We start from the raw sequence: 17620 nt of genomic DNA on the forward strand, positions 1-17620 counted from the left end.
TACCGCCGATGAACGAAGACCGTCCACATGCCCTTAACCCGATTTAACTTGGCCCCAACCAATACCGCCGTCAGATAACACGGAACACCCGGGGGCCCGTTCGTTTCGATGTCGCTTGCACTCTCCACCCTGCTCTATGAGTGGCGCCGCTACATGGCGGCCGTGATGGCGCTCGCGCTGTCCGGACTGCTCGTGCTCGCCATGACCGGGGTGTTCATCGGCATCGGCAAGGGCTTCACCGCCGCCATCGAACGGTCCAGCGCCGACATCTTCATCATGCCGCCCGGCGCGACCGCCCTGTTCAGCGGCCCCATGGGCATGCCGCGCCGTTTCATCCCGCTGGCCTACAACAACCCGGCCGTGATCGAGGTGAAGCCGCTCGACATGAGCGGCGGCAATTTCCAGAACATCAAGGACGTCGACCCGACCGCCACCGCGGCGGACCGGGCCAAGGCCGGGGCCCCGAAACAGCGCAGCGTGCTGGTCAACATCATCGACACGGCCCCGGGCTCGGTGACCATTCCGACCGACTATTCGCAGGAGCTGGTCGACGCCCTGCGCCAGCCCTACGCCGTGGCCATCGACGAGACCGCCCTGACCCCGCTCGGGGTCAAACTGGGCGACCGCGCCCTGTTCAACGGCCAGACGGTCAAGGTGGTCGGCGTCCTGCGCGGCTATCCGAACATGATGCAGCCGACCATCGTCATGTCGCGCGACACCCTGCGCATGCTGGGCCAGGCCGACACCGGCCCGCGCGTCGGTCCCCTGATGGTCAAGATCCGCAACCCCGCCCAGGCCGAGGTCGTGGTGGCCCAGCTGAACGCCCAGGGCGGCGGCCAGTGGAAGGCCTGGACCCGTCAGCAGCTCGCCGACGCCAACGCCGCCGGCATGTTCGAGGAGGGAATCATCGTCATCATCCTGGGCGGCTGCGTGGTGCTCGGCGTCATCATCGGCGTGGCCATCACCTGGCAGACCCTGCGCGGCGCCATCATGGCCAACATCAAGGAGTTCGCCTCCCTGCGCGCCCTTGGCGTCGGCATGGGCTCGCTGCGCCGCATCGTCATGGAGCTCAGCTTCTGGGTCGGCATCGTCGGCACCGGCGCGGCCATCCTGCTGACCTGGCTGCTGTCCCTGTTCGCCATGGCCAACGGGGTGATCATCGCCCTGCCGCCGATCCTGCTGATCGTCGTCGGCGGCGGCCTCGTCCTCATCGCCATGCTGTCCGGCCTTCTGTCGCTCGGCATCCTCAAGAACAGCCAGCCCGCGGACCTGCTGCGATGATGACGACCAAGGTTCAAGGCAAGCACGGCGACTTCGCCATCGAGGCCAAGGGTCTCGTCAAGCGGTTCAAGTCCGGCAAGAGCTTCGTCGAGGTTCTGAAGGGCGTGGACTTCGACGCCCGCCACGGCGACCTGACCATGGTCATGGGGCCGTCCGGCTCGGGCAAGTCGACGCTGATCGCGGCCCTGTCCGGCCTGCTTCGGCCCGAGAACGGCCGGGTCGACACGCTCGACGTCGACGACCTGTGGAAGCTGTCCTCCGGCCGGATCGACCGGTTCCGCCTCGATCACTGCGGCTTCATCTTCCAGGGCTTCAACCTGTTCCCCGCCCTGACCGCCCTGCAGCAGGTCGAGGTGGTGCTCAAATTCCAGGGCCTGTCCAAGGGCGACGCCAAACGCCGCGCCAAACTGGCGCTGGAGGAGGTCGGTCTCGGTCCGCGCCTGCACCAGCGGCCATCGGCGCTCTCCGGCGGCGAGAAGCAGCGCGTGGCCATCGCCCGCGCCCTCGCCAAGGACCCGCAGATCCTGTTCGCAGACGAGCCGACCTCGGCCCTCGACGGCGAGAACGGCCAGGTGGTCATCCGCCTGTTGCGCCGAGCCGCCTCCGAACACGGCGCCGCGGTCATCTGCGTGACCCACGATCCCCGCCTCGAGGCCTGGGCCGACCGGGTCATCCACATCGAGGATGGCGTCATCATCGACGACCAGCGCCGCATTCCCAATCCCGACGCCACCCTGGCCTCGCACTGACCGATCCCAAGGACTGAACGCCCATGCCCCGCATGCCCCGCTTCCTCAAGAACAAGTGGCTCTGGATCGGCCTGATCCTGATCGTCCTCCTCGTGGTCGGCTTCAACTTCATGCAGGCCGGCGCGGCGAAGAAGAAGGCCGAGCTCGACAAGGCGGCCGCCGAGAAGGTCGAGAGCCCCTATGCGGCGATCGCCAACGCCAAGATCGACGTCGAGGGCGGCATCATCCAGATCGCGGCGCGCCGCGGCGGCGTCGTCCGCGAGGTCCTGGTGCAGGAAGGCGACCGCGTCGTCGCCGGGCAGATTCTCGCCCGCCAGGAAGACGACGAGCCTCGCCTCGCCCTGCAAAGCGCCGCCGCCGACGTGGTCCAGGCCGAGAGCCAGCTGCGCCTGATCGAGGTCGATATCCGCGCCGCCCAGCGCGAATACGACCGGCTGCAGCGGCTGGTCGAAACCAATTTCGTCGCCGCCCAGCGCCTCGACCAGGCCCGCGACGCCATCGCCACGGCCCAGGCCCGGCTGGCCTCGCAGCAGGCGGCCGTCCAGACCGCCCGCGCCCGCCGCGACCAGGCCGCCTACAACGTCGAACTGACGGTGATCCGCGCCCCGCAGAGCGGCCGCATCGTGCGCCGCTACGCCAATCCCGGCGCCGGCGCCTCGACCCTGAACGTATCCAACATGTTCGACCTCGAGCCGGACGCGCCCCGCATCGCCCGCGCCGAAATCGTCGAGAGCGACATCCCCAACATCACCCCGGGTCAGGCCGTCGAGATCTCGCCCGAGGGGGATCCGAACAAGGTCTATGTCGGCGCCGTGCTGCGCCGGGCTGCCGTGTTCGGCGCCCGCAAACTGGCCTCGGACGACCCGTCGCAGCGCTCCGACGAGCGCGTCGTCGAGGTGGTCGTCACCGCCGGCGACGCTCCGCTGCTGATCGGTCAGCGGGTGCTGGTGAAGTTCATGAAGCCGGGCCAGACCGCCGGCGCCGCCCGGGCGCCCGCCACCGGCATTCCCGCGACCCGCGCCATGCGCGACCCGGCGAGGGCGGGATAGGACGAAAGAGGCAGCAGGCAGCAGGAATCAGGCAGCAGGCGCTCGGTCCAACACCATCCCTGCTGCCTACTGCCTGCTGCCTGCTGCCTCTCACCTTCCCCTGAACTCCCCCGGCCGCTTCTCCAGCACCGCCGCGACCCCTTCGGCGTGATCCGCCGTCAGATGGGCCAGCGCCTGCATGGCGGCCGTCATCTCCAGCATCTGGTCGAAATTGACGTCCCGCCCCTGGCGCAGCAGCGTCTTGGCCATGCGCAGCGCCTGCGGCCCCTGCGCCGCCACCTTCGCCGCCACGCGCAGCGCCTCGTCCATCAGCGCCTCCGGCGCCACGACATGGTTGACCAGGCCCCAGCGCTCCGCCGTCGCCGCGTCGATCGCCTCGCCGGTGAACAGCATCTCGGCCGCCCGCGCGTAGCCGACGTTCCTCGGCAGCAGCCACGCCCCGCCATCGCCCGGCAACAGCCCCAGCTTCAGGAACGGAACGCCGAAGGTCGCCTCGCTCGACGCCAGCCGGATGTCGGCCAGCCCGGCGATGTCGCAGCCCAGCCCCATGGCCGGCCCGTTCACCGCCGCCACCAGCGGGACCTCCAGCCCGTACAGCGAGCGGACGATCCGATGCACCACCCGGCGGTAACGCTCGCGAATCTCCGCCCCGCCGCCCGCGAACAGGTCGCGCCGGTCGCGCATCGCCTTCAGGTCTCCGCCGGCCGAGAAGGCCCGTCCCGCCCCGGTGATCACCACGCAGCGCACGGCCGGGTCGGCGTTCACCGCCGCGCAGGCCGCCGCGAAGGCGTCTCCGTCCTCGAGGTCGGGCAGGGCGTTCAGCCGCTCGGGCCGCGACAGCGTCCAGATCTCTATCGCGCCGCGTCGTTCCGTCTGGATCAGGGTCATGCGCCAGCAGTGCCCCATCCGGCCGTCGGCGACAATTCCCCACGACCCGCCGACCGGCTACTGATCCCTCATGTCCCTGCCGCCGCCCCCCGGCCCGCCCCGTTCGATCGCGACGCCTTGCGTCAAGGTCTGCATCGTCGACGGCGCCAGCGGCCTGTGCCTCGGCTGCTGGCGCACCCTGTCCGAGATCGGCGGCTGGAGCGGCCTGTCGGACGCCGAACGGGCGCGGATCATGGCCGAGCTGCCCGGAAGAGAGGCAGCAGGCAGCAGGCGGCAGGCAACAGAAGAAGGCTAGACGCCCGCCACCCGCGCCCTTTCCTTTTCTGCCTGCTGCCTGCTGCCTGCTGCCTGCTGCCTGCTGCCTCACTTTTCCCGTTTACCCCCCGCCAACCATCCCTCTTCACCGCATCCCAACGGGGCCGTGCGAGAACAGGCCCATGCGGTTTGACCTGTCCTCCGCGGCCGTCATGGCCTTCGCTGTCGCCTCGGCCCTGACCACGGCCTGGATGATGGATCATGCCGGCTTGCGCGGCCGCGCCTGGGCCGGCGAGCCCGCCGTCTCCACTCCCGCCACCGGCCGGCCGGGCCAGGTGCTCAAGGCCGACGACGGTCACTACTGGGCCGAGGCCGAGATCGAGGGGCGGGCCGTCCGCGTCATGGTCGACACCGGCGCCAGCGTCGTCGCCCTGACGCGCGAGGATGCCGCTCGCCTCGGCCTCAAGCTCACCGCCGCCGACTTCTCAGGCACGGTTGTCACGGCGTCCGGTCCGGTCCGGGCCGCCCCGGTCGAACTCGAAGCCGTGGCCGTCGCAGGCGCCCGCGTCACCGCCGTCCGCGCCCTGGTCGTCGAGCACGGCCTGCCGCACTCCCTGCTGGGCATGAGCTACCTCGGCCGCCTCTCCTCGTTCAGCGCCACCCCGGCGGGCCTGACGCTCCGACCGTAGGCAACAGGCAGCAGGCAACAGGCAGCGGGAGAAGCGAGGGCGTGCGGCGCAAATCTCCCTGCTCCCTGCTGCCTGCTGCCTGCTGCCTGTTGCCTGTTGCCTGCTGCCTCAAACCGCCTTCACCAGCACCATCGCCGCCGCGAGCAGCAGATACAGGGCGAACGCCTTCCTCAGCACCCGCCGGTCCAGCGCATGCGCCAGCTTCGCGCCCCACGGCGCCACCGCCGTGGTCAGCAGCGCCATGACCACCGCGCCCGGCACGTTGACGTAGCCGAGCGAAAGCGGCGGCCGCCCGACCGCGTCCCAGCCGAACAGGACGAACCCCAGCGTCGCCGCCGTCCCGATCGCCACCCCGAAACCGGACGCCGTCGCCACCGCCTGATGGATCGGCCGCCCGCACAGCGTCATCAGCATGCCGCCAAAACTGCCGCCCCCGATCCCCATCATCGCCGACAGCCCCCCGATGGCCGTCCCGAAGCCGCGCCGTCCCCAGCCGGTCGGCAGGGTTCTCGCCAGTGAATACCGCTCGGGCATCAGCCCCATCTGCGCCGCCACCGCGGCCAGGCAGACGCCATAGACGACGGCCAGCCCTTCCATCGAGGTCACGCCCGCGACTCCGGCGCCGACCAGCGCCCCGAACGCCACCCACGGCGTCCACGTCTTCAGCACCGCCTCGTCGACCGCCCCGTGCGTCCGGTGCGCCCGCAGCGACCGCCATGACGTGGCGACGATGGTCAGCAGCGAGGTGCCGATGGCCACATGCAGGTTGCTCTCGCCCCCGACCCCCAGCACCTCGAACGCGTAGAACACCGCCGGCACGATCACCGTGCCCCCGCCGACTCCGAACAGCCCGGCGATCAGGCCTCCGACCAGCCCCGCCGCGGCCAGGGCCGCGAGCAGCATCAGAATCTCGGACAAGGGCAGGGTGGTCATGAGCTCATGCTCTAGCGGAGCCGCACGGGCGAGGGGAGACCCGGGCTCGGCAACCTTCCTCTCCGAACCCCGTTCTCTCCGCTCCAAGGCATTGGCCGGAAAGACCTCTCCCATGACCGCGACCCACACCCTGTCGGCCCTCGCGGCCGGCGCGCTCGCCCTGTCCGCCGCTGGAGCCGCCCAGGCCCAGACCCCCTACACCAGCTACTCGTCCCAGGCCGCCGTGCCGTCCTCGTGCCGAAACGCCGAGCAGCTGGCCAACGGCTACGTCTCCGCCGAATGCCAGACCGAGGGCGGCTTCCGCTGGAGTTCGATCCGCGCCGTCGACTGCCGGTCCGCCATAACCAATCGCAACGGCGTGCTCAGCTGCAGCGGCGCGGCCGCCACGGTCGGCCCGCTCTATCCGGACAACGCCTACGACTCCGGCCAGACCTACGGTCAGCCCCAGACCCAGCCCGGCGACGTCTTCGGCGCCCTGCTGGGCGCCCTGTTCGGGGTGCAGACCGCCGACCAGGGGGATCAGGTGCTCGACGAGGACTGGAGCCGCGGCCGCCGGCCGCTCTACCAGCGCCGCGCCGATCTCGACGCCCGCATCGACGCCGGGGTCCGCGACGGTTCGATCAGCCGCTACGAGGCCGACCGCCTGCGCAACGATTATGAGGCCCTGGTCCAGCTCGAGACCCGCTACGCCGCCGACGGCCGCATGACCACGACCGAACGTCGCGACCTGCGCGACCGCTATCGCGCCCTCTCCCAGCGCGTCGGCGACGAACGCCGTGACGACGACGGCGGCTATGGCTGGCAGCCTCTGGCCGACCAACGCGCCGCCTTCAGCGCACGGGTCGATGTCGCCGTGCGCAACCGCGACCTGACCCGCACCGAAGGATCCCGGCTTCGCGCCGATTTCGACGCCCTCGTCCGGCTTGAGTCCGACTATCGCCGCGACGGCCTCAGCGCCCGCGAACAGCAGGATCTCGCCGCCCGCCTCAACGACCTCGACCGTCGCCTCGGCGACGTGGCCTGGGACGGCGGCTACGGCGCCGACCCCCGCGCCGCCGAGATCGAGGCGCGCATCACCGCCGCCGAGCGCAACGGCTCCCTCAGCCGCACCGAGGCCGCTCGCCTGCGCGACGAACTCCGCGATCTGACCCGCCGCTGGGCGGACCTCGAGGCGCGGGTGGGCGTCCGGCGCTAGACAGGGAAGGGGCGCGGCTAGATCAGCAGCGCCCCCTCGTGCCGCAACAGCCAGCCCTTTCGCTCCAGCCCGCCGCCGAAGCCGACCAGCGCGCCGTCGGCGCCCACGACCCGGTGGCACGCCAGCACCAGCGGAAGCGGATTGCGGTTCAGGGCTGTGCCCGCCGCCTGGGCGGCGCCGGGCTCGCCCGCCCGCCGGGCCATTTCGCCGTAGCTGATGGTGGTCCCCGCCGGCACCCCGGCCAGCGCCCGCCACACCCGCGCCTGGAAGCCGTCGCCGGCGGCGGCCCCGTCCAGCGACCAGGGCGCCCGCGTCAGCGCCTCGCGATCGCCCGCGAAATAGGCCGCGAGCGTCCGCGCCACGCGGGCCGGGGCCTCGCCGTCCGCCAGCGCCGCGGCCGGATACTCGCGCCGCATCGCCTTGATCAGCCCGTCTCCGAACGACACCCCGCGCAGCACGCCGCCCTCGTCGCAGGCCAGCGCCAGCGGTCCGATCGGGCTCTCCAGCCATGACAGGGTCAGGCGCTCCGGGGTCATCTCAGTCCGTCGCCGGCATCAGGTCGTTCAGTTCGCCCCAGCCCAGCGCCCCCTCCATCAGCGGCGCCGACCGCCCGTCCTGCAGGAATCCCCTGGTCAGCGCCGCCGCCCGGCCCAGAGCCGCCCCGACGATGCCCGAGCCGGCGCTCAGCCGCCGCACGCCGAGCCGCTCCAGCGTCGCCGCCTCAGGCAGCCCCGGATAGGCCAGCAGGTTCAGCGGCAGGTCCGTCGCCCTGACCAGATCCGCGATCCCGGCCTCGTCCGTCAGCCCCGGCGCGAACAGCCCGTCCGCCCCCGCCGCCCGGTAGATCGCGCCGCGCCGCGCCGCCTCGGCCACACGCCCCTCCGCCTCGCCGACGCCCCTCAGCCAGACGTCGCAGCGGGCGTTGATGAACAGCTCGCCGCCCACCGCCGCCCGGATCGCCGCGATCTTCGCCGCCAGCAGCTCTGCCGCGCCGCCGCCGTCCTCGATATTGATCCCCTGCGCCCCGGCCTCGACCAGCGTCCGCGCCGCCGCCGCCACCTCGGCCGGGTCGTCGGAATAGCCGCCCTCGAAGTCGACCGAGACCGGCAGCCCCTGCGCCGCCCGCACCACGTCCCGGGTCGCCTGCGCCACCCGCCCGACCGGCAGGGCGTCCCCGTCCGGCCAGCCCAGCGCCCACGCCACCCCGGCGCTCGTCGTGGCGATCGCCTTGGCTCCCAGCGAGCGCATCAAGGCCGCCGAACCCCCGTCCCAGGCGTTGGGCAGGATCAGCAGGCCGCCAAGGGCGTCCTCGGCGTGCAGGTCGCGGAAGGCGGTCATGGGCGGCTCCTCGGATGAACAAATAACATGGGCCCGTCCGCCCGCGCGCGCTCGCGGTTTCCGGACAGCCTCACCGTCCTGCCGCCAGCCTCCTGCCACCATGCTGTCAGCAGCCACCGCCCCGCCCGCGCGTTCACTGGCGAACCGCCCCCTTCGGCCCTAGATTGCGTTCATGAACCGTTCCAGTTCGCCCCCCAAGGGCTCCGCGCCCCGCACCGCCAAGCCGGTCCACATTCCCGGCAAGGTCGCCGAGGCGCCCGCCGCCTTCCTGCGCGACGACGAGGGCAAGCCGCCCCGCATGCCGGTCAAGACCCCGAACCTGCCGATGTTCGCCCCCGTCACCGGCCCGCGCCTGACGCCGGAAGAGGCGCCCGGCGCGCCCAGCGACTGGACCCCGCACCGCCCCGAGCGGCCGGACAACCGCAAGCGGATCCCGTTCCGGCTGGAGACGAAATACTCGCCCGCCGGCGACCAGCCCGCCGCCATCGCCGAACTCGTGGCCACGGCCAAGACGGGCGAACGCGACCAGGTCCTGCTCGGCGTCACCGGCTCGGGCAAGACCTTCACCATGGCCAAGGTCATCGAACAGACCCAGCGCCCGGCCCTGATCCTCGCCCACAACAAGACCCTCGCCGCCCAGCTCTACAGCGAGTTCAAATCCTTCTTCCCGGATAATGCCGTCGAATACTTCGTCTCTTATTACGACTATTATCAACCGGAAGCCTACGTCCCCCGCACCGACACCTATATTGAAAAGGATTCATCAGTAAACGAGCAGATCGACCGGATGCGCCACTCGGCGACGCGGGCGATCCTGGAGCGGGACGATGTGATCGTGGTGGCCAGCGTCAGCTGCATCTACGGCATCGGCTCGGTCGAGACCTATACCGCCATGACCTTCACCCTGAAGGTCGGCGACCAGATCGACGAGGCCAAGCTCCGCGCCGACCTCATCGCCCTGCAGTACAAGCGCAACGACGCCGCCTTCGAGCGCGGCATGTTCCGCAAGCGCGGCGACGTGCTGGAGGTCTTCCCCGTCCACATGGAGGACCGCGCCTGGCGCATCCAGCTGTTCGGCGACGAGCTGGAATCCATCCAGGAGTTCGACCCCCTGACCGGCAAGAAGACCGCCGACCTCGACGAGATCACCGTCTACGCCGCCAGCCACTACGTCACCCCGCGCCCCTCGCTCAACCAGGCCATCACCGGCATCAAGAACGAGCTCAAGGAGACCCTCGACTGGATGGTCGAGAACGGCAAGCTGCTGGAGGCCCAGCGCCTCGAACAGCGGGTGCGCTTCGATCTGGAGATGATGGAGGCCACCGGCTCCTGCGCCGGCATCGAGAACTACTCCCGCTGGCTCACCGGCCGCGCCCCGGGCGAGCCGCCGCCGACCTTCTTCGAATACATCCCCGACAACGCCCTGCTGTTCGTCGACGAGAGCCACGTCACCGTCGGCCAGATCAGCGCCATGTACCGCGGCGACTACCGCCGCAAATCGACCCTGGCCGAGTACGGCTTCCGCCTGCCCAGCGCCATCGACAACCGCCCGCTCAAGTTCGACGAGTGGGACGCCATGCGCCCCCAGACCGTCTTCGTCAGCGCCACCCCCGGTCCGTGGGAGATGGAGCGCACCGGCGGCGTCTTCACCGAACAGGTCATCCGCCCCACCGGCCTGATCGACCCCCCGGTCGAGATCCGCCCGGTCTCCGGCGCGACCCGCAACCAGGTCGACGACGTCATCGACGAGGTGAAACAGGTCGCCCGCGACGGCTACCGCTCCCTCGTCACCGTCCTGACCAAGAAGATGGCCGAGGACCTGACGGAGTACATGCACGAGCAGGGGGTCCGCGTCCGCTACATGCACTCCGACGTCGACACCCTGGAGCGGATCGAGATCCTGCGCGACCTGCGCATGGGCGCCTTCGACGTCCTGATCGGCATCAACCTGCTGCGCGAGGGCCTCGACATCCCCGAGTGCGGCCTGGTCGCCATCCTCGACGCCGACAAGGAGGGCTTCCTGCGCTCCGAGACCTCGCTGATCCAGACCATCGGCCGCGCCGCCCGCAACGTCGACGGCCGCGTCATCCTCTACGCCGACCGCATCACCGGCTCGATGGAGCGCGCCATCGCCGAGACCAACCGCCGCCGCGAAAAGCAGGAGGCCTACAACGCCGCCCACGGCATCACCCCGGAGTCGGTCAAGCGCGACATCCGCGAGATCATGGCCAGCCCCTATGAGTCCCGCGCCCTCGACGCCCTGACCTCGCCGGGCATGAAGGAGGAGTCCAAACCCTTCACCGGCTCCAACTTCCAGGCCGCCCTCAAGGACCTCGAAGGCCGCATGCGCAACGCCGCCGCCAACCTCGAGTTCGAGGAAGCCGCCCGCCTGCGCGACGAGATCAAGCGCATGAAGCTGATGGACCTCGAGTTCGCCAATGAGGCGCTGACGGCCGAGGGGGAGACGGTCGACAAGGCCGCGCCGAAGCGGTGGCGGGCGGATGCGGCGGCGGAGAAGGCGGAGATGTTCCGGAAGGGAAGGTAGGGGGGCAGCGGCGCGGTCTGATGGAGACCGGATATGGCGGGGGCCTAGCGCTTAGCTTATATATGGCTCTGATTTCGAGGAGACCCCCATGAGTTGGTGCGACAAGCTGGCTTCAGTGCCGACAATCGGCGTCAAGCTATCGCCAAGTTTAGTACCGGGTGACTTCCTACTTCGGGCACTGTCTCCACTAATCACGAAATCGATCGGCGAGGACCTTAGCAGCCTCAATATGGAGGAGCACAGTTCGTTCGGCTTAAAATTTGGAACCAACGACGGTTTCAAGTACGGCATTGATCCGCAGAAAGTCTCTGTTGGGTTTGCCCACCGACTCCGTGCGATAGCCGTCAGTGGCGGACCGCCGGTTATGGAGATGCTCTCGCGGCCCATGCCGTTCACGGAACTACTCCCTGAGGTCGGGATGCGATTGCACGATATTGTTCTCGCGATGCCCGATATATCTGACAGAAATCTTCATAGAGTTGGCGTCGTATCAACAACTCATGTTGATGAGAACGATCTGCCGCCGGGAATTGTGAGATTTATCGAATACCAAGAGAAGCCGTGGAACGAACCTCTTAGTCACTATAGCTTCCAGATTGCTGTATCGCTCACCAAGTCGGAAAAGTGGATCGATAAGTGCATTCATACAATAACGAAACCGGACGATCCTGAAAAGTTGATGACATTGCAGTTTGATTGGCAGAGGGAATACGCCGATCCAAAGGCAATCGATGATCGGCAACTGTCCGCCGACTTGAAGCATTGTTCAGAAGCTGCGCTGGAGTACTTCGAGGAATTGGCCGAGGGAGTTAGATTTGATGCGTAGTGCGTTTGCTTCCGCCATCGATTTCCAAGACCGGCGTTCAGATGAGCCCGGAAATTTCAAGGTGCCCGAGAAGGACGCGAGCGAACCATCGGCTGACAGTGTCACCTCGTTGAAAGCTCCGACGTTCGAATACGGCGGCGCATTCGCTGCGAGTTCTCGGCGAGCTGGCCGTATTAATGCTGCGGGTTCGTCCGAAGACGAATTGCGGTCGTTGCTGCTTCAGCGGCAGCATTTGCTGGATAAGAAATTTGAAGGGTCAATGAGCCGGAAGGACGAGATTCGGCTGGAGTACGTCAGGTGGAGTCTGGATCGGATTGAGGACGCAAGACACGGCGAACACCTCGACCGCCTCGAAAGCGCGATAAGCCGCTATGAGGATCTCAAGATGGACATCCAGGCACTCCTTGAGCAGCTCAACCACATCCGCAAGGGCTAATCGTATGGCCGATAATTCGCCGAGCGAAGTTGAGGTGGTTGATTCTTCGGGTGGCGGATTGGTCGTCCGTTCTGAGGTGCCGCCTGGACTCAAATATGGCGATTACAGGCGGTATTTGCGGGCCGATTTTTCGTATTCCTGTGCATACTGTTCCATGTCGGAAGCCGAAGCCCAAGCTATAAGGTTTACTATCGACCACTATGAGCCGCAGGCTAGTCGTCCCGAGCTGAAAGACGACTACATGAACCTCATGTATTGTTGTGACGAGTGCAACGTTCGTAAGGGTGATCGATCTCCGCCCGAGATTGCCAGAGCTGCAGGCTTTAGGTTCTTTAGGCCCGACAATGATAACTTCGGCGAACACTTTGAGAGATCAGGGGTTCGGCTGAATCCAAAGTCGGCCACAGGGGACTATTCGATCAACGCGTTGGACCTCAACCGGCTGAGCCTTCGCCGGTTAAGGGAAATCAGAGCCCGATTGGTTGATTGCGATGCCTTTGTCGATTCTGGAGTGAGGGCGCTCAAGAGTTTTCAGATCGACAAACTCCCAAAACACATCCGAGGTAAGGCGCTCGGATCGATTAGAAAAGCGGACTTCGTTGCGGATCGGCTCGCAAGCGAAATTGAAGCGATATTGTCAAGCTACGCCTCATCGCCACTCTTGGACAAAGATGATCCTCTGTCCCCGCACGCGGAGGAAAGACGCGCGAAACTGGCTCAGATCGAAAGCCTACATCCGGGGCAATGGCGGCGTGCCAGACCTTCTTCGAAAGCGACCCGATCCTAAACGTGAAGCCTTGGCAGTTGGAGCGGCAAATACCCACCTCTGATTGGTAGCGGCGTTCGCCGCCGTTCGGCACGTTCCTCCGAAAAGGAGCGCCCCATGCCGAAGTTCACCATCCTCTCCCGCGTCGACGCCTACGTCGACTACACCACCGAGGTCGAAGCCGACTCCCTCGAGGAGGCCGTCGACCTGGCCTATGACGGCGACCCCTCCATCAAGTGGAAAGAGCAGGGCCTGGTCGAGTTCGACGCCCGCCATGTCGTGGCCCTCGACGCTGACGGCGACGAGATCGAGACCTACTCGCGCGGCAAGGGGTGAAACACCGACTCCCTATTCCGCTCATCCCCGCGAAGGCGGGGACCCAGTCCTGTCCAGCGTGACGCCGGCGTTTCAGGACCGGCGGCGGGGCTGAACCGGGCTGTCCATCACCCAAAGCACTGGGTCCCCGCCTTCGCGGGGATGAGCGGTTTGATGGGTGATCATCCACCCGCTACGGTGGGCGGATGGGGAGCGATACCAACCACAAGTGGGAACCATCCCGGCCCGTCCCCCGGCGGGCGGCCTAGGCCGTGCCGATCTCCGTCCGCCATGTGGAGGAGGCGCTGCGCCAGCTGGGCGGCGAGGCGCAGATCGGCGACATTCTGGCCAAGGTGCTGGAGATCGCGCCGCCGCCGCACAGCCCGAATGCGCGCAACATCATCCGTGGCCGCCTCTATCAGTTCTCCTCGCAGACGACCGCCTATGTGGAGGGCACGCCGGACCTGTTTGAAAGCGTCGACGGTCTTGAGGCGAAGTCAGGACGCTGGCGCCTCAAGGGCCACCCCGCTGCGGCCGACGATCCAGACGCCGTGCTGGAGGACACCGAGGCGGAGATCGAGGCGGCCGAGGGCCGCCGCCGGCTGCGCGTCCATCTGAGCCGGGAACGGTCCAGGAAGCTGATCAACGCCTTCAAAGCTTCGCTGGCCAGCTTCGCGTGCGAGGCCTGCGGGACCGATATGGGCGAGGCCTACGGGCCGCTTGGCGAAGGCTACATCGAGGCGCATCACCGGGTGCCGGTGGCGAGCCTCAAGGACGGCGACAAGACCAAGCTGTCCGATCTCGCCGCCCTCTGCCCCAACTGCCACCGGATGATCCATCGCAACGACCTGATGTCGGTCGAAGACTTGGCAGCGCACATGCGTGCGCGTCGCCCGTCGTTCGCCATCGCGGCGGAGCCGGGCAGAGGCAAGTGGCGGCACGACCCACCCGCCGAAGGCGACTGACCCTTCTCCCGACGGGAGAAGGTGGCGGGGCGGAGCCCCGTCGGATGAGGGTCGGCTGGTGGGGGACGCCCCCTCACTTCCCGCCCGTCGCCCCCTCCTTCGCCGGGAAGGCGACGTCCCTCGCCACGTCTACGGTGTCGAGGAAGGTCTCGAATACCCCGCGCATGCGGCCGCGCGTCATGCCGGCCAGATAGTCCATGCGCCAGACCTTGAGGTCCGACCCGATGGCCATGTCGGACAGCCAGACGACGCCGATCTCATGCTCCTTCGCCTGCGCCTCGGCCTCGCTGTCGAACTCGAACCAGACGTGCATCTCGAACTCGGCGCAGCGCTTGGCCTCGCCCTCGCCGGTGCAGCTCCAGCCCTCGAAATAGACGGGCGGGCCGTCCGGGTAGACGATCTGGAGCCGGTACTCGTTGTTGTCGAGGTGTTCGACCTCGCCCGGCGCGCCGCCGGTCTCGACCCCGAGCGCGCGGACCTCGGCGACGCTCAGCGTCGTCAGCGGCTTGTCCGACGCGACCTGAGCCCCCGCCGCGCCGCCGCCGGCCATCAGGGCCATGCCCGCGACCATGCCCGCCAGTCTCCGCATCCGCCCCTCCGTGAGTCCGCCCGGGGGACTGATAGCAGAAGCCGACCCTGCCAACCCATACCCTGCCGTCCCGTCCAACCCCTGCCGCTGCCCGGTCCTCCCGCACACCCTTACGTCCGATTCCGACGCCTCCGGCCCCTAGAATTCGCACATGACCGAACAGGGGACTCGCACATGAACGCCCGCCTGCCGCACATCCGTTACGTCACCGCCAGCCCCGAGACCTGGAGCCTGATCCGCGGGGCCTATCTTTCGGGTCTGTCCGCCCCGACCGTCGCCGCGCGCTTCGGCGTGTCGGAGACCGCCCTGCGCCGCCGCGCCCGCCGCGAGGGCTGGACCAAGCGCGACTTCGCCGCCCGCGCGACACCGTGGCCGCTGGGCCGCACCCCGCCGATGGGCGCCCCTGGGGGCCCCGCCGGCGTCCTGGCCGCGCCGGGCCTGCCGCCCGATCCCGACGCGCCGCTGACCGAGGACGACGTCGTCGCCGCCTGGTCGTCGCCGATCCAGATTCGCCCCAACGACCTGGCCCGGCGCACCCTCGCCGCCGCCGCCGAGGCGGTGAAGGGCGGTCGCGGGCTGACGGCGCTGCGGCTGGCCCGGGCGGCGTCCGAGATCGCCCGCCTCGACGCCCTGTTCGAATGGGTCGAATACGATCCCGCCGAGCAGGAGCGCGACCGCGAGGCCGGCCACGAACTGACCCGCCGCTGGGTGCGCGAGCGCGCCCTGCGCCTCGCCGAGGACCTCGCCGCCGGCCGCCCCCTGCCGCCCGAATACGCCGACCTCGGCCCCCGCGAGGACGACGATCCGGGTGCGGGAGTGTCGCAATGACCGGGTTTCGCGATTTTCGGATGACAGGGCCATCCCGCTGCCTTTCCCTCCCCGTCCGGGGGAGGGTGGCCGCGCAGCGGCCGGGTGGGGGCGGCTCGGCGAGACAGGCGCCGACGCTCGCCTCGCCCGGCCCTCCCCACCCGGCGTCGCCTTCGGCTCCGCCACCCTCCCCGGGGCGGGGAGGGAGAGACGGCGGGAACCCCACGCCCCCGCCCCCGGTTGCCCTTGCGACCCTCAACCCTCGCAAAGGAACCCCCGCCATGTCCGTCGTCGACAAGGTTCTCGGCAAGATCACCCCCATGCCGAACGAGCAGAAACGCGCCGAGGCCACCGCCAACGCCCGCGCCGTGGCCAGCACCGGCGGCTGGCTGTGGATGGTGCTCGATCACCACGACGCCATCCGCGCCCGCTTCGCCGCCTGCCGCGACGCCGAGTCGGCCGAGGACCGCGTCGCCGCCATGAAGGAGCTGGCGGTGATGCTCAACGCCCACTCCGCGGCCGAGGAGGTGGTGCTGTATCCGGCTCTCGCCCAGGCCGGCGAGAAGATGCACGCCGGCCACGCCTACAGCGAGCAGACCACGGCCAAGATGCAGATGGCGGAGTGGGAGAACATCGCCCCCTCGACGCCCGAGTGGAAGGACAAGCTGGCCCACATCGAGGGCGCGGTGCTGACCCATATGTACGAGGAGGAGTCGAGCTGGTTCCTGCACCTCAAGGACAAGGCCGACCGGCACGAGCATCTGACCGACCGCTACCGCGAGGAGTTCGAGCGCTATTGCGGGACCGGGACGTGAGCCGGGGAGGGACGCCATGACCCAGACGCCGCTGCAGGCCGGGGAGGCGGCCGGTACCGTGGCCGCCGGCGCCGACCTGTCGGAGCTGGATCCGACGGCGCGGGGGGTGCGCGAGGGGCCGCGGGGCCTGCGCGCCCCCGGCGCCTGGGCCGTCCTCGCCCTGCTCCCCGCCGCCGTCATGCTGCTGAGGGGGCGCCGGCGCTGATGGACGGGAGGGGGGCGATCATGGGGGAGACGAGCGGCGGGGCGGCGGCCTATAGGGCGGGAATGTTCACGCCGCGCCTCCAGGCCCTGCTCGTCCTCGTCGCCTCGGCGGCGGTGCTGGGCCTCGCCCCGATCCTCGTGCGGCTGGCCGATACGGGGCCGGCGGCGGCGGGGTTCTGGCGCTTCGCCTTCGCCCTGCCGTGGCTGCTGCTGATGGTGCTGCGGCCGGGGCAGGCGGCCGGCGAGCGCGGCCCGGGGCGGCCGTCGATGCTGATGGCCCTGGCGGCGCTGTTCTTCGTGCTCGACCTGGCCTTCTGGCACTATTCCATCGCCTTCACCTCGGTGGCCAACGCCACCACCCTGACCAACCTGACGCCGGTGGTGGTCACCGCCGTGGCCTGGCTGGCCTTCCGCGAGCGGCCGAAGGCGCTGTTCCTGCTGGCCCTGGCGGTGGCGCTGGCCGGGGCGTGGACGATGTCGGCGGGGGCGGACGGACGGCAGGGGCCGGACCCGCGGCTGGGCGACGCCTTCGCGGCCGTCACGGCGCTCTGGTACGCCGGCTATTTCCTGACCGTGAAGGTGCTGCGCGGGCGGGTCTCGGCCGGGCGGATCATGCTGTGGTCGACGGCGCTGGGCCTGCCGCTGCTGCTGGCGGTGTCGGCGGCGCTGGGCGAGCCGCTCCTGCCCGGCTCGACGACGGGCTGGCTGGCCTGCGCCGGTCTGGGGCTGGTGCATGTGGCCGGGCAGGGCGGCGTGGCCTGGGCGCTCGGCCGCCTGCCCGCGGCCCTGACGGCGGTGACCGTGCTGATCCAGCCGGTGGTCGCCGCGGTGCTGGGCTGGTGGCTGTTCGCCGAGACCATGACCCCGGCCCAGCTGCTGGGCGGCGCGGCGGTCCTGGCCGGGGTGGTGCTGGCGCAGATGTCGGCCAGACACAGAAAGGGCGCGGAAGCCGTGGCCGCCGCGCCCGTCCCATAG

The 17620-nt window shown here is 69.2% G+C and carries 21 protein-coding genes; 16 read left to right on the forward strand and 5 right to left on the reverse strand.

Annotated features, from left to right (window positions below):
* The first annotated feature begins 108 nt into the window (after positions 1–108).
* The 3 genes from VEA98_RS14175 to VEA98_RS14185 are packed head-to-tail and all read left to right on the forward strand — an operon-like array spanning position 109 to position 3079.
* Complete coding sequence (locus tag VEA98_RS14175; protein WP_324815761.1) at positions 109–1281, forward strand: ABC transporter permease; 1173 nt, start codon at positions 109–111, stop codon at positions 1279–1281.
* Positions 1281–2030, forward strand: a complete 750-nt coding sequence (locus VEA98_RS14180; protein WP_324815932.1) for an ABC transporter ATP-binding protein — start codon at positions 1281–1283, stop codon at positions 2028–2030. Before VEA98_RS14175 ends, VEA98_RS14180 begins: the two co-directional genes overlap by 1 nt.
* Before the next feature lie 32 nt (positions 2031–2062).
* Positions 2063–3079, forward strand: coding sequence for an HlyD family secretion protein (locus VEA98_RS14185; RefSeq protein ID WP_324815934.1), 1017 nt, complete (start codon positions 2063–2065; stop codon positions 3077–3079).
* A 90-nt stretch (positions 3080–3169) separates the two neighbouring features.
* On the opposite strand, the gene VEA98_RS14190 is transcribed toward VEA98_RS14185, so the two are convergent.
* Complete coding sequence (locus VEA98_RS14190; protein WP_324815763.1) at positions 3170–3967, reverse strand: crotonase/enoyl-CoA hydratase family protein; 798 nt, start codon at positions 3965–3967, stop codon at positions 3170–3172.
* Positions 3968–4037: 70 nt separating this feature from the next.
* Here VEA98_RS14190 and VEA98_RS14195 point away from each other — a divergent pair, with 70 nt between their 5' ends.
* Together VEA98_RS14195 and VEA98_RS14200 are read left to right on the forward strand one after the other, a co-directional pair.
* Positions 4038–4262 carry a DUF1289 domain-containing protein gene (locus tag VEA98_RS14195; protein ID WP_324815766.1) on the forward strand — a complete coding sequence of 75 codons (225 nt, stop codon included), beginning with the start codon at positions 4038–4040 and terminating at the stop codon, positions 4260–4262.
* Between the two features lie 142 nt (positions 4263–4404).
* Positions 4405–4911, forward strand: coding sequence for a TIGR02281 family clan AA aspartic protease (locus VEA98_RS14200; protein ID WP_324815769.1), 507 nt, complete (start codon positions 4405–4407; stop codon positions 4909–4911).
* A 108-nt stretch (positions 4912–5019) separates the two neighbouring features.
* Here VEA98_RS14200 and VEA98_RS14205 read toward each other — a convergent pair whose 3' ends face one another.
* On the reverse strand, positions 5020–5844 hold the full coding sequence (locus VEA98_RS14205) for a sulfite exporter TauE/SafE family protein (protein WP_324815771.1): 825 nt from the start codon (positions 5842–5844) through the stop codon (positions 5020–5022).
* A gap of 112 nt (positions 5845–5956) precedes the next feature.
* Here VEA98_RS14205 and VEA98_RS14210 point away from each other — a divergent pair, with 112 nt between their 5' ends.
* Complete coding sequence (locus tag VEA98_RS14210; protein WP_324815773.1) at positions 5957–7039, forward strand: hypothetical protein; 1083 nt, start codon at positions 5957–5959, stop codon at positions 7037–7039.
* A 17-nt stretch (positions 7040–7056) separates the two neighbouring features.
* Here the strand turns inward: VEA98_RS14210 and VEA98_RS14215 are convergent, their stop codons facing one another.
* Both VEA98_RS14215 and VEA98_RS14220 read right to left on the reverse strand, forming a co-directional pair.
* Positions 7057–7575 (reverse strand): methylated-DNA--[protein]-cysteine S-methyltransferase, encoded by a 519-nt coding sequence (locus tag VEA98_RS14215; RefSeq protein WP_324815775.1) that lies wholly within the window; start codon positions 7573–7575, stop codon positions 7057–7059.
* 1 nt (position 7576) lies between these two features.
* Positions 7577–8377: an isocitrate lyase/phosphoenolpyruvate mutase family protein gene (locus tag VEA98_RS14220; RefSeq protein ID WP_324815777.1), complete on the reverse strand. Its 801-nt coding sequence runs from the start codon at positions 8375–8377 to the stop codon at positions 7577–7579.
* 325 nt (positions 8378–8702) lie between these two features.
* Here VEA98_RS14220 and uvrB point away from each other — a divergent pair, with 325 nt between their 5' ends.
* The 6 genes from uvrB to VEA98_RS14250 all read left to right on the forward strand — a co-directional run bounded on the left by uvrB (position 8703) and on the right by VEA98_RS14250 (position 14230).
* Entirely contained in the window at positions 8703–10922 is a 2220-nt protein-coding gene (gene uvrB, locus VEA98_RS14225; protein WP_324815936.1) for an excinuclease ABC subunit UvrB, read from the forward strand.
* 88 nt (positions 10923–11010) lie between these two features.
* The gene (locus tag VEA98_RS14230; protein ID WP_324815779.1) at positions 11011–11748 is read left to right on the forward strand and encodes a hypothetical protein; all 738 of its coding nucleotides are present in this window, start codon (positions 11011–11013) and stop codon (positions 11746–11748) included.
* Entirely contained in the window at positions 11741–12184 is a 444-nt protein-coding gene (locus VEA98_RS14235; RefSeq protein WP_324815781.1) for a hypothetical protein, read from the forward strand. Before VEA98_RS14230 ends, VEA98_RS14235 begins: the two co-directional genes overlap by 8 nt.
* Before the next feature lie 4 nt (positions 12185–12188).
* Positions 12189–12971 (forward strand): HNH endonuclease, encoded by a 783-nt coding sequence (locus VEA98_RS14240; RefSeq protein WP_324815783.1) that lies wholly within the window; start codon positions 12189–12191, stop codon positions 12969–12971.
* Between the two features lie 96 nt (positions 12972–13067).
* Positions 13068–13286 carry a hypothetical protein gene (locus tag VEA98_RS14245; protein ID WP_324815786.1) on the forward strand — a complete coding sequence of 73 codons (219 nt, stop codon included), beginning with the start codon at positions 13068–13070 and terminating at the stop codon, positions 13284–13286.
* Between the two features lie 251 nt (positions 13287–13537).
* A complete protein-coding gene (locus tag VEA98_RS14250) occupies positions 13538–14230 on the forward strand; it encodes an HNH endonuclease (RefSeq protein WP_324815790.1) in 693 nt (230 codons plus the stop codon).
* Positions 14231–14303: 73 nt separating this feature from the next.
* On the opposite strand, the gene VEA98_RS14255 is transcribed toward VEA98_RS14250, so the two are convergent.
* Positions 14304–14819 (reverse strand): hypothetical protein, encoded by a 516-nt coding sequence (locus VEA98_RS14255; protein ID WP_324815793.1) that lies wholly within the window; start codon positions 14817–14819, stop codon positions 14304–14306.
* A 174-nt stretch (positions 14820–14993) separates the two neighbouring features.
* On the opposite strand from VEA98_RS14255, the gene VEA98_RS14260 reads away from it, so the two are divergent.
* The 4 genes from VEA98_RS14260 (at position 14994) to VEA98_RS14275 (ending at position 17620) form a co-directional block, all read left to right on the forward strand.
* A complete protein-coding gene (locus tag VEA98_RS14260) occupies positions 14994–15647 on the forward strand; it encodes a hypothetical protein (RefSeq protein ID WP_324815796.1) in 654 nt (217 codons plus the stop codon).
* A gap of 260 nt (positions 15648–15907) precedes the next feature.
* Entirely contained in the window at positions 15908–16441 is a 534-nt protein-coding gene (locus VEA98_RS14265; protein ID WP_324815798.1) for a hemerythrin domain-containing protein, read from the forward strand.
* A gap of 16 nt (positions 16442–16457) precedes the next feature.
* Entirely contained in the window at positions 16458–16646 is a 189-nt protein-coding gene (locus tag VEA98_RS14270) for a hypothetical protein (RefSeq protein WP_324815800.1), read from the forward strand.
* A gap of 62 nt (positions 16647–16708) precedes the next feature.
* Positions 16709–17620, forward strand: a complete 912-nt coding sequence (locus VEA98_RS14275; protein WP_324815802.1) for a DMT family transporter — start codon at positions 16709–16711, stop codon at positions 17618–17620.

This window comes from Brevundimonas sp. (genome assembly GCF_035627055.1).
Lineage (GTDB): Bacteria > Pseudomonadota > Alphaproteobacteria > Caulobacterales > Caulobacteraceae > Brevundimonas.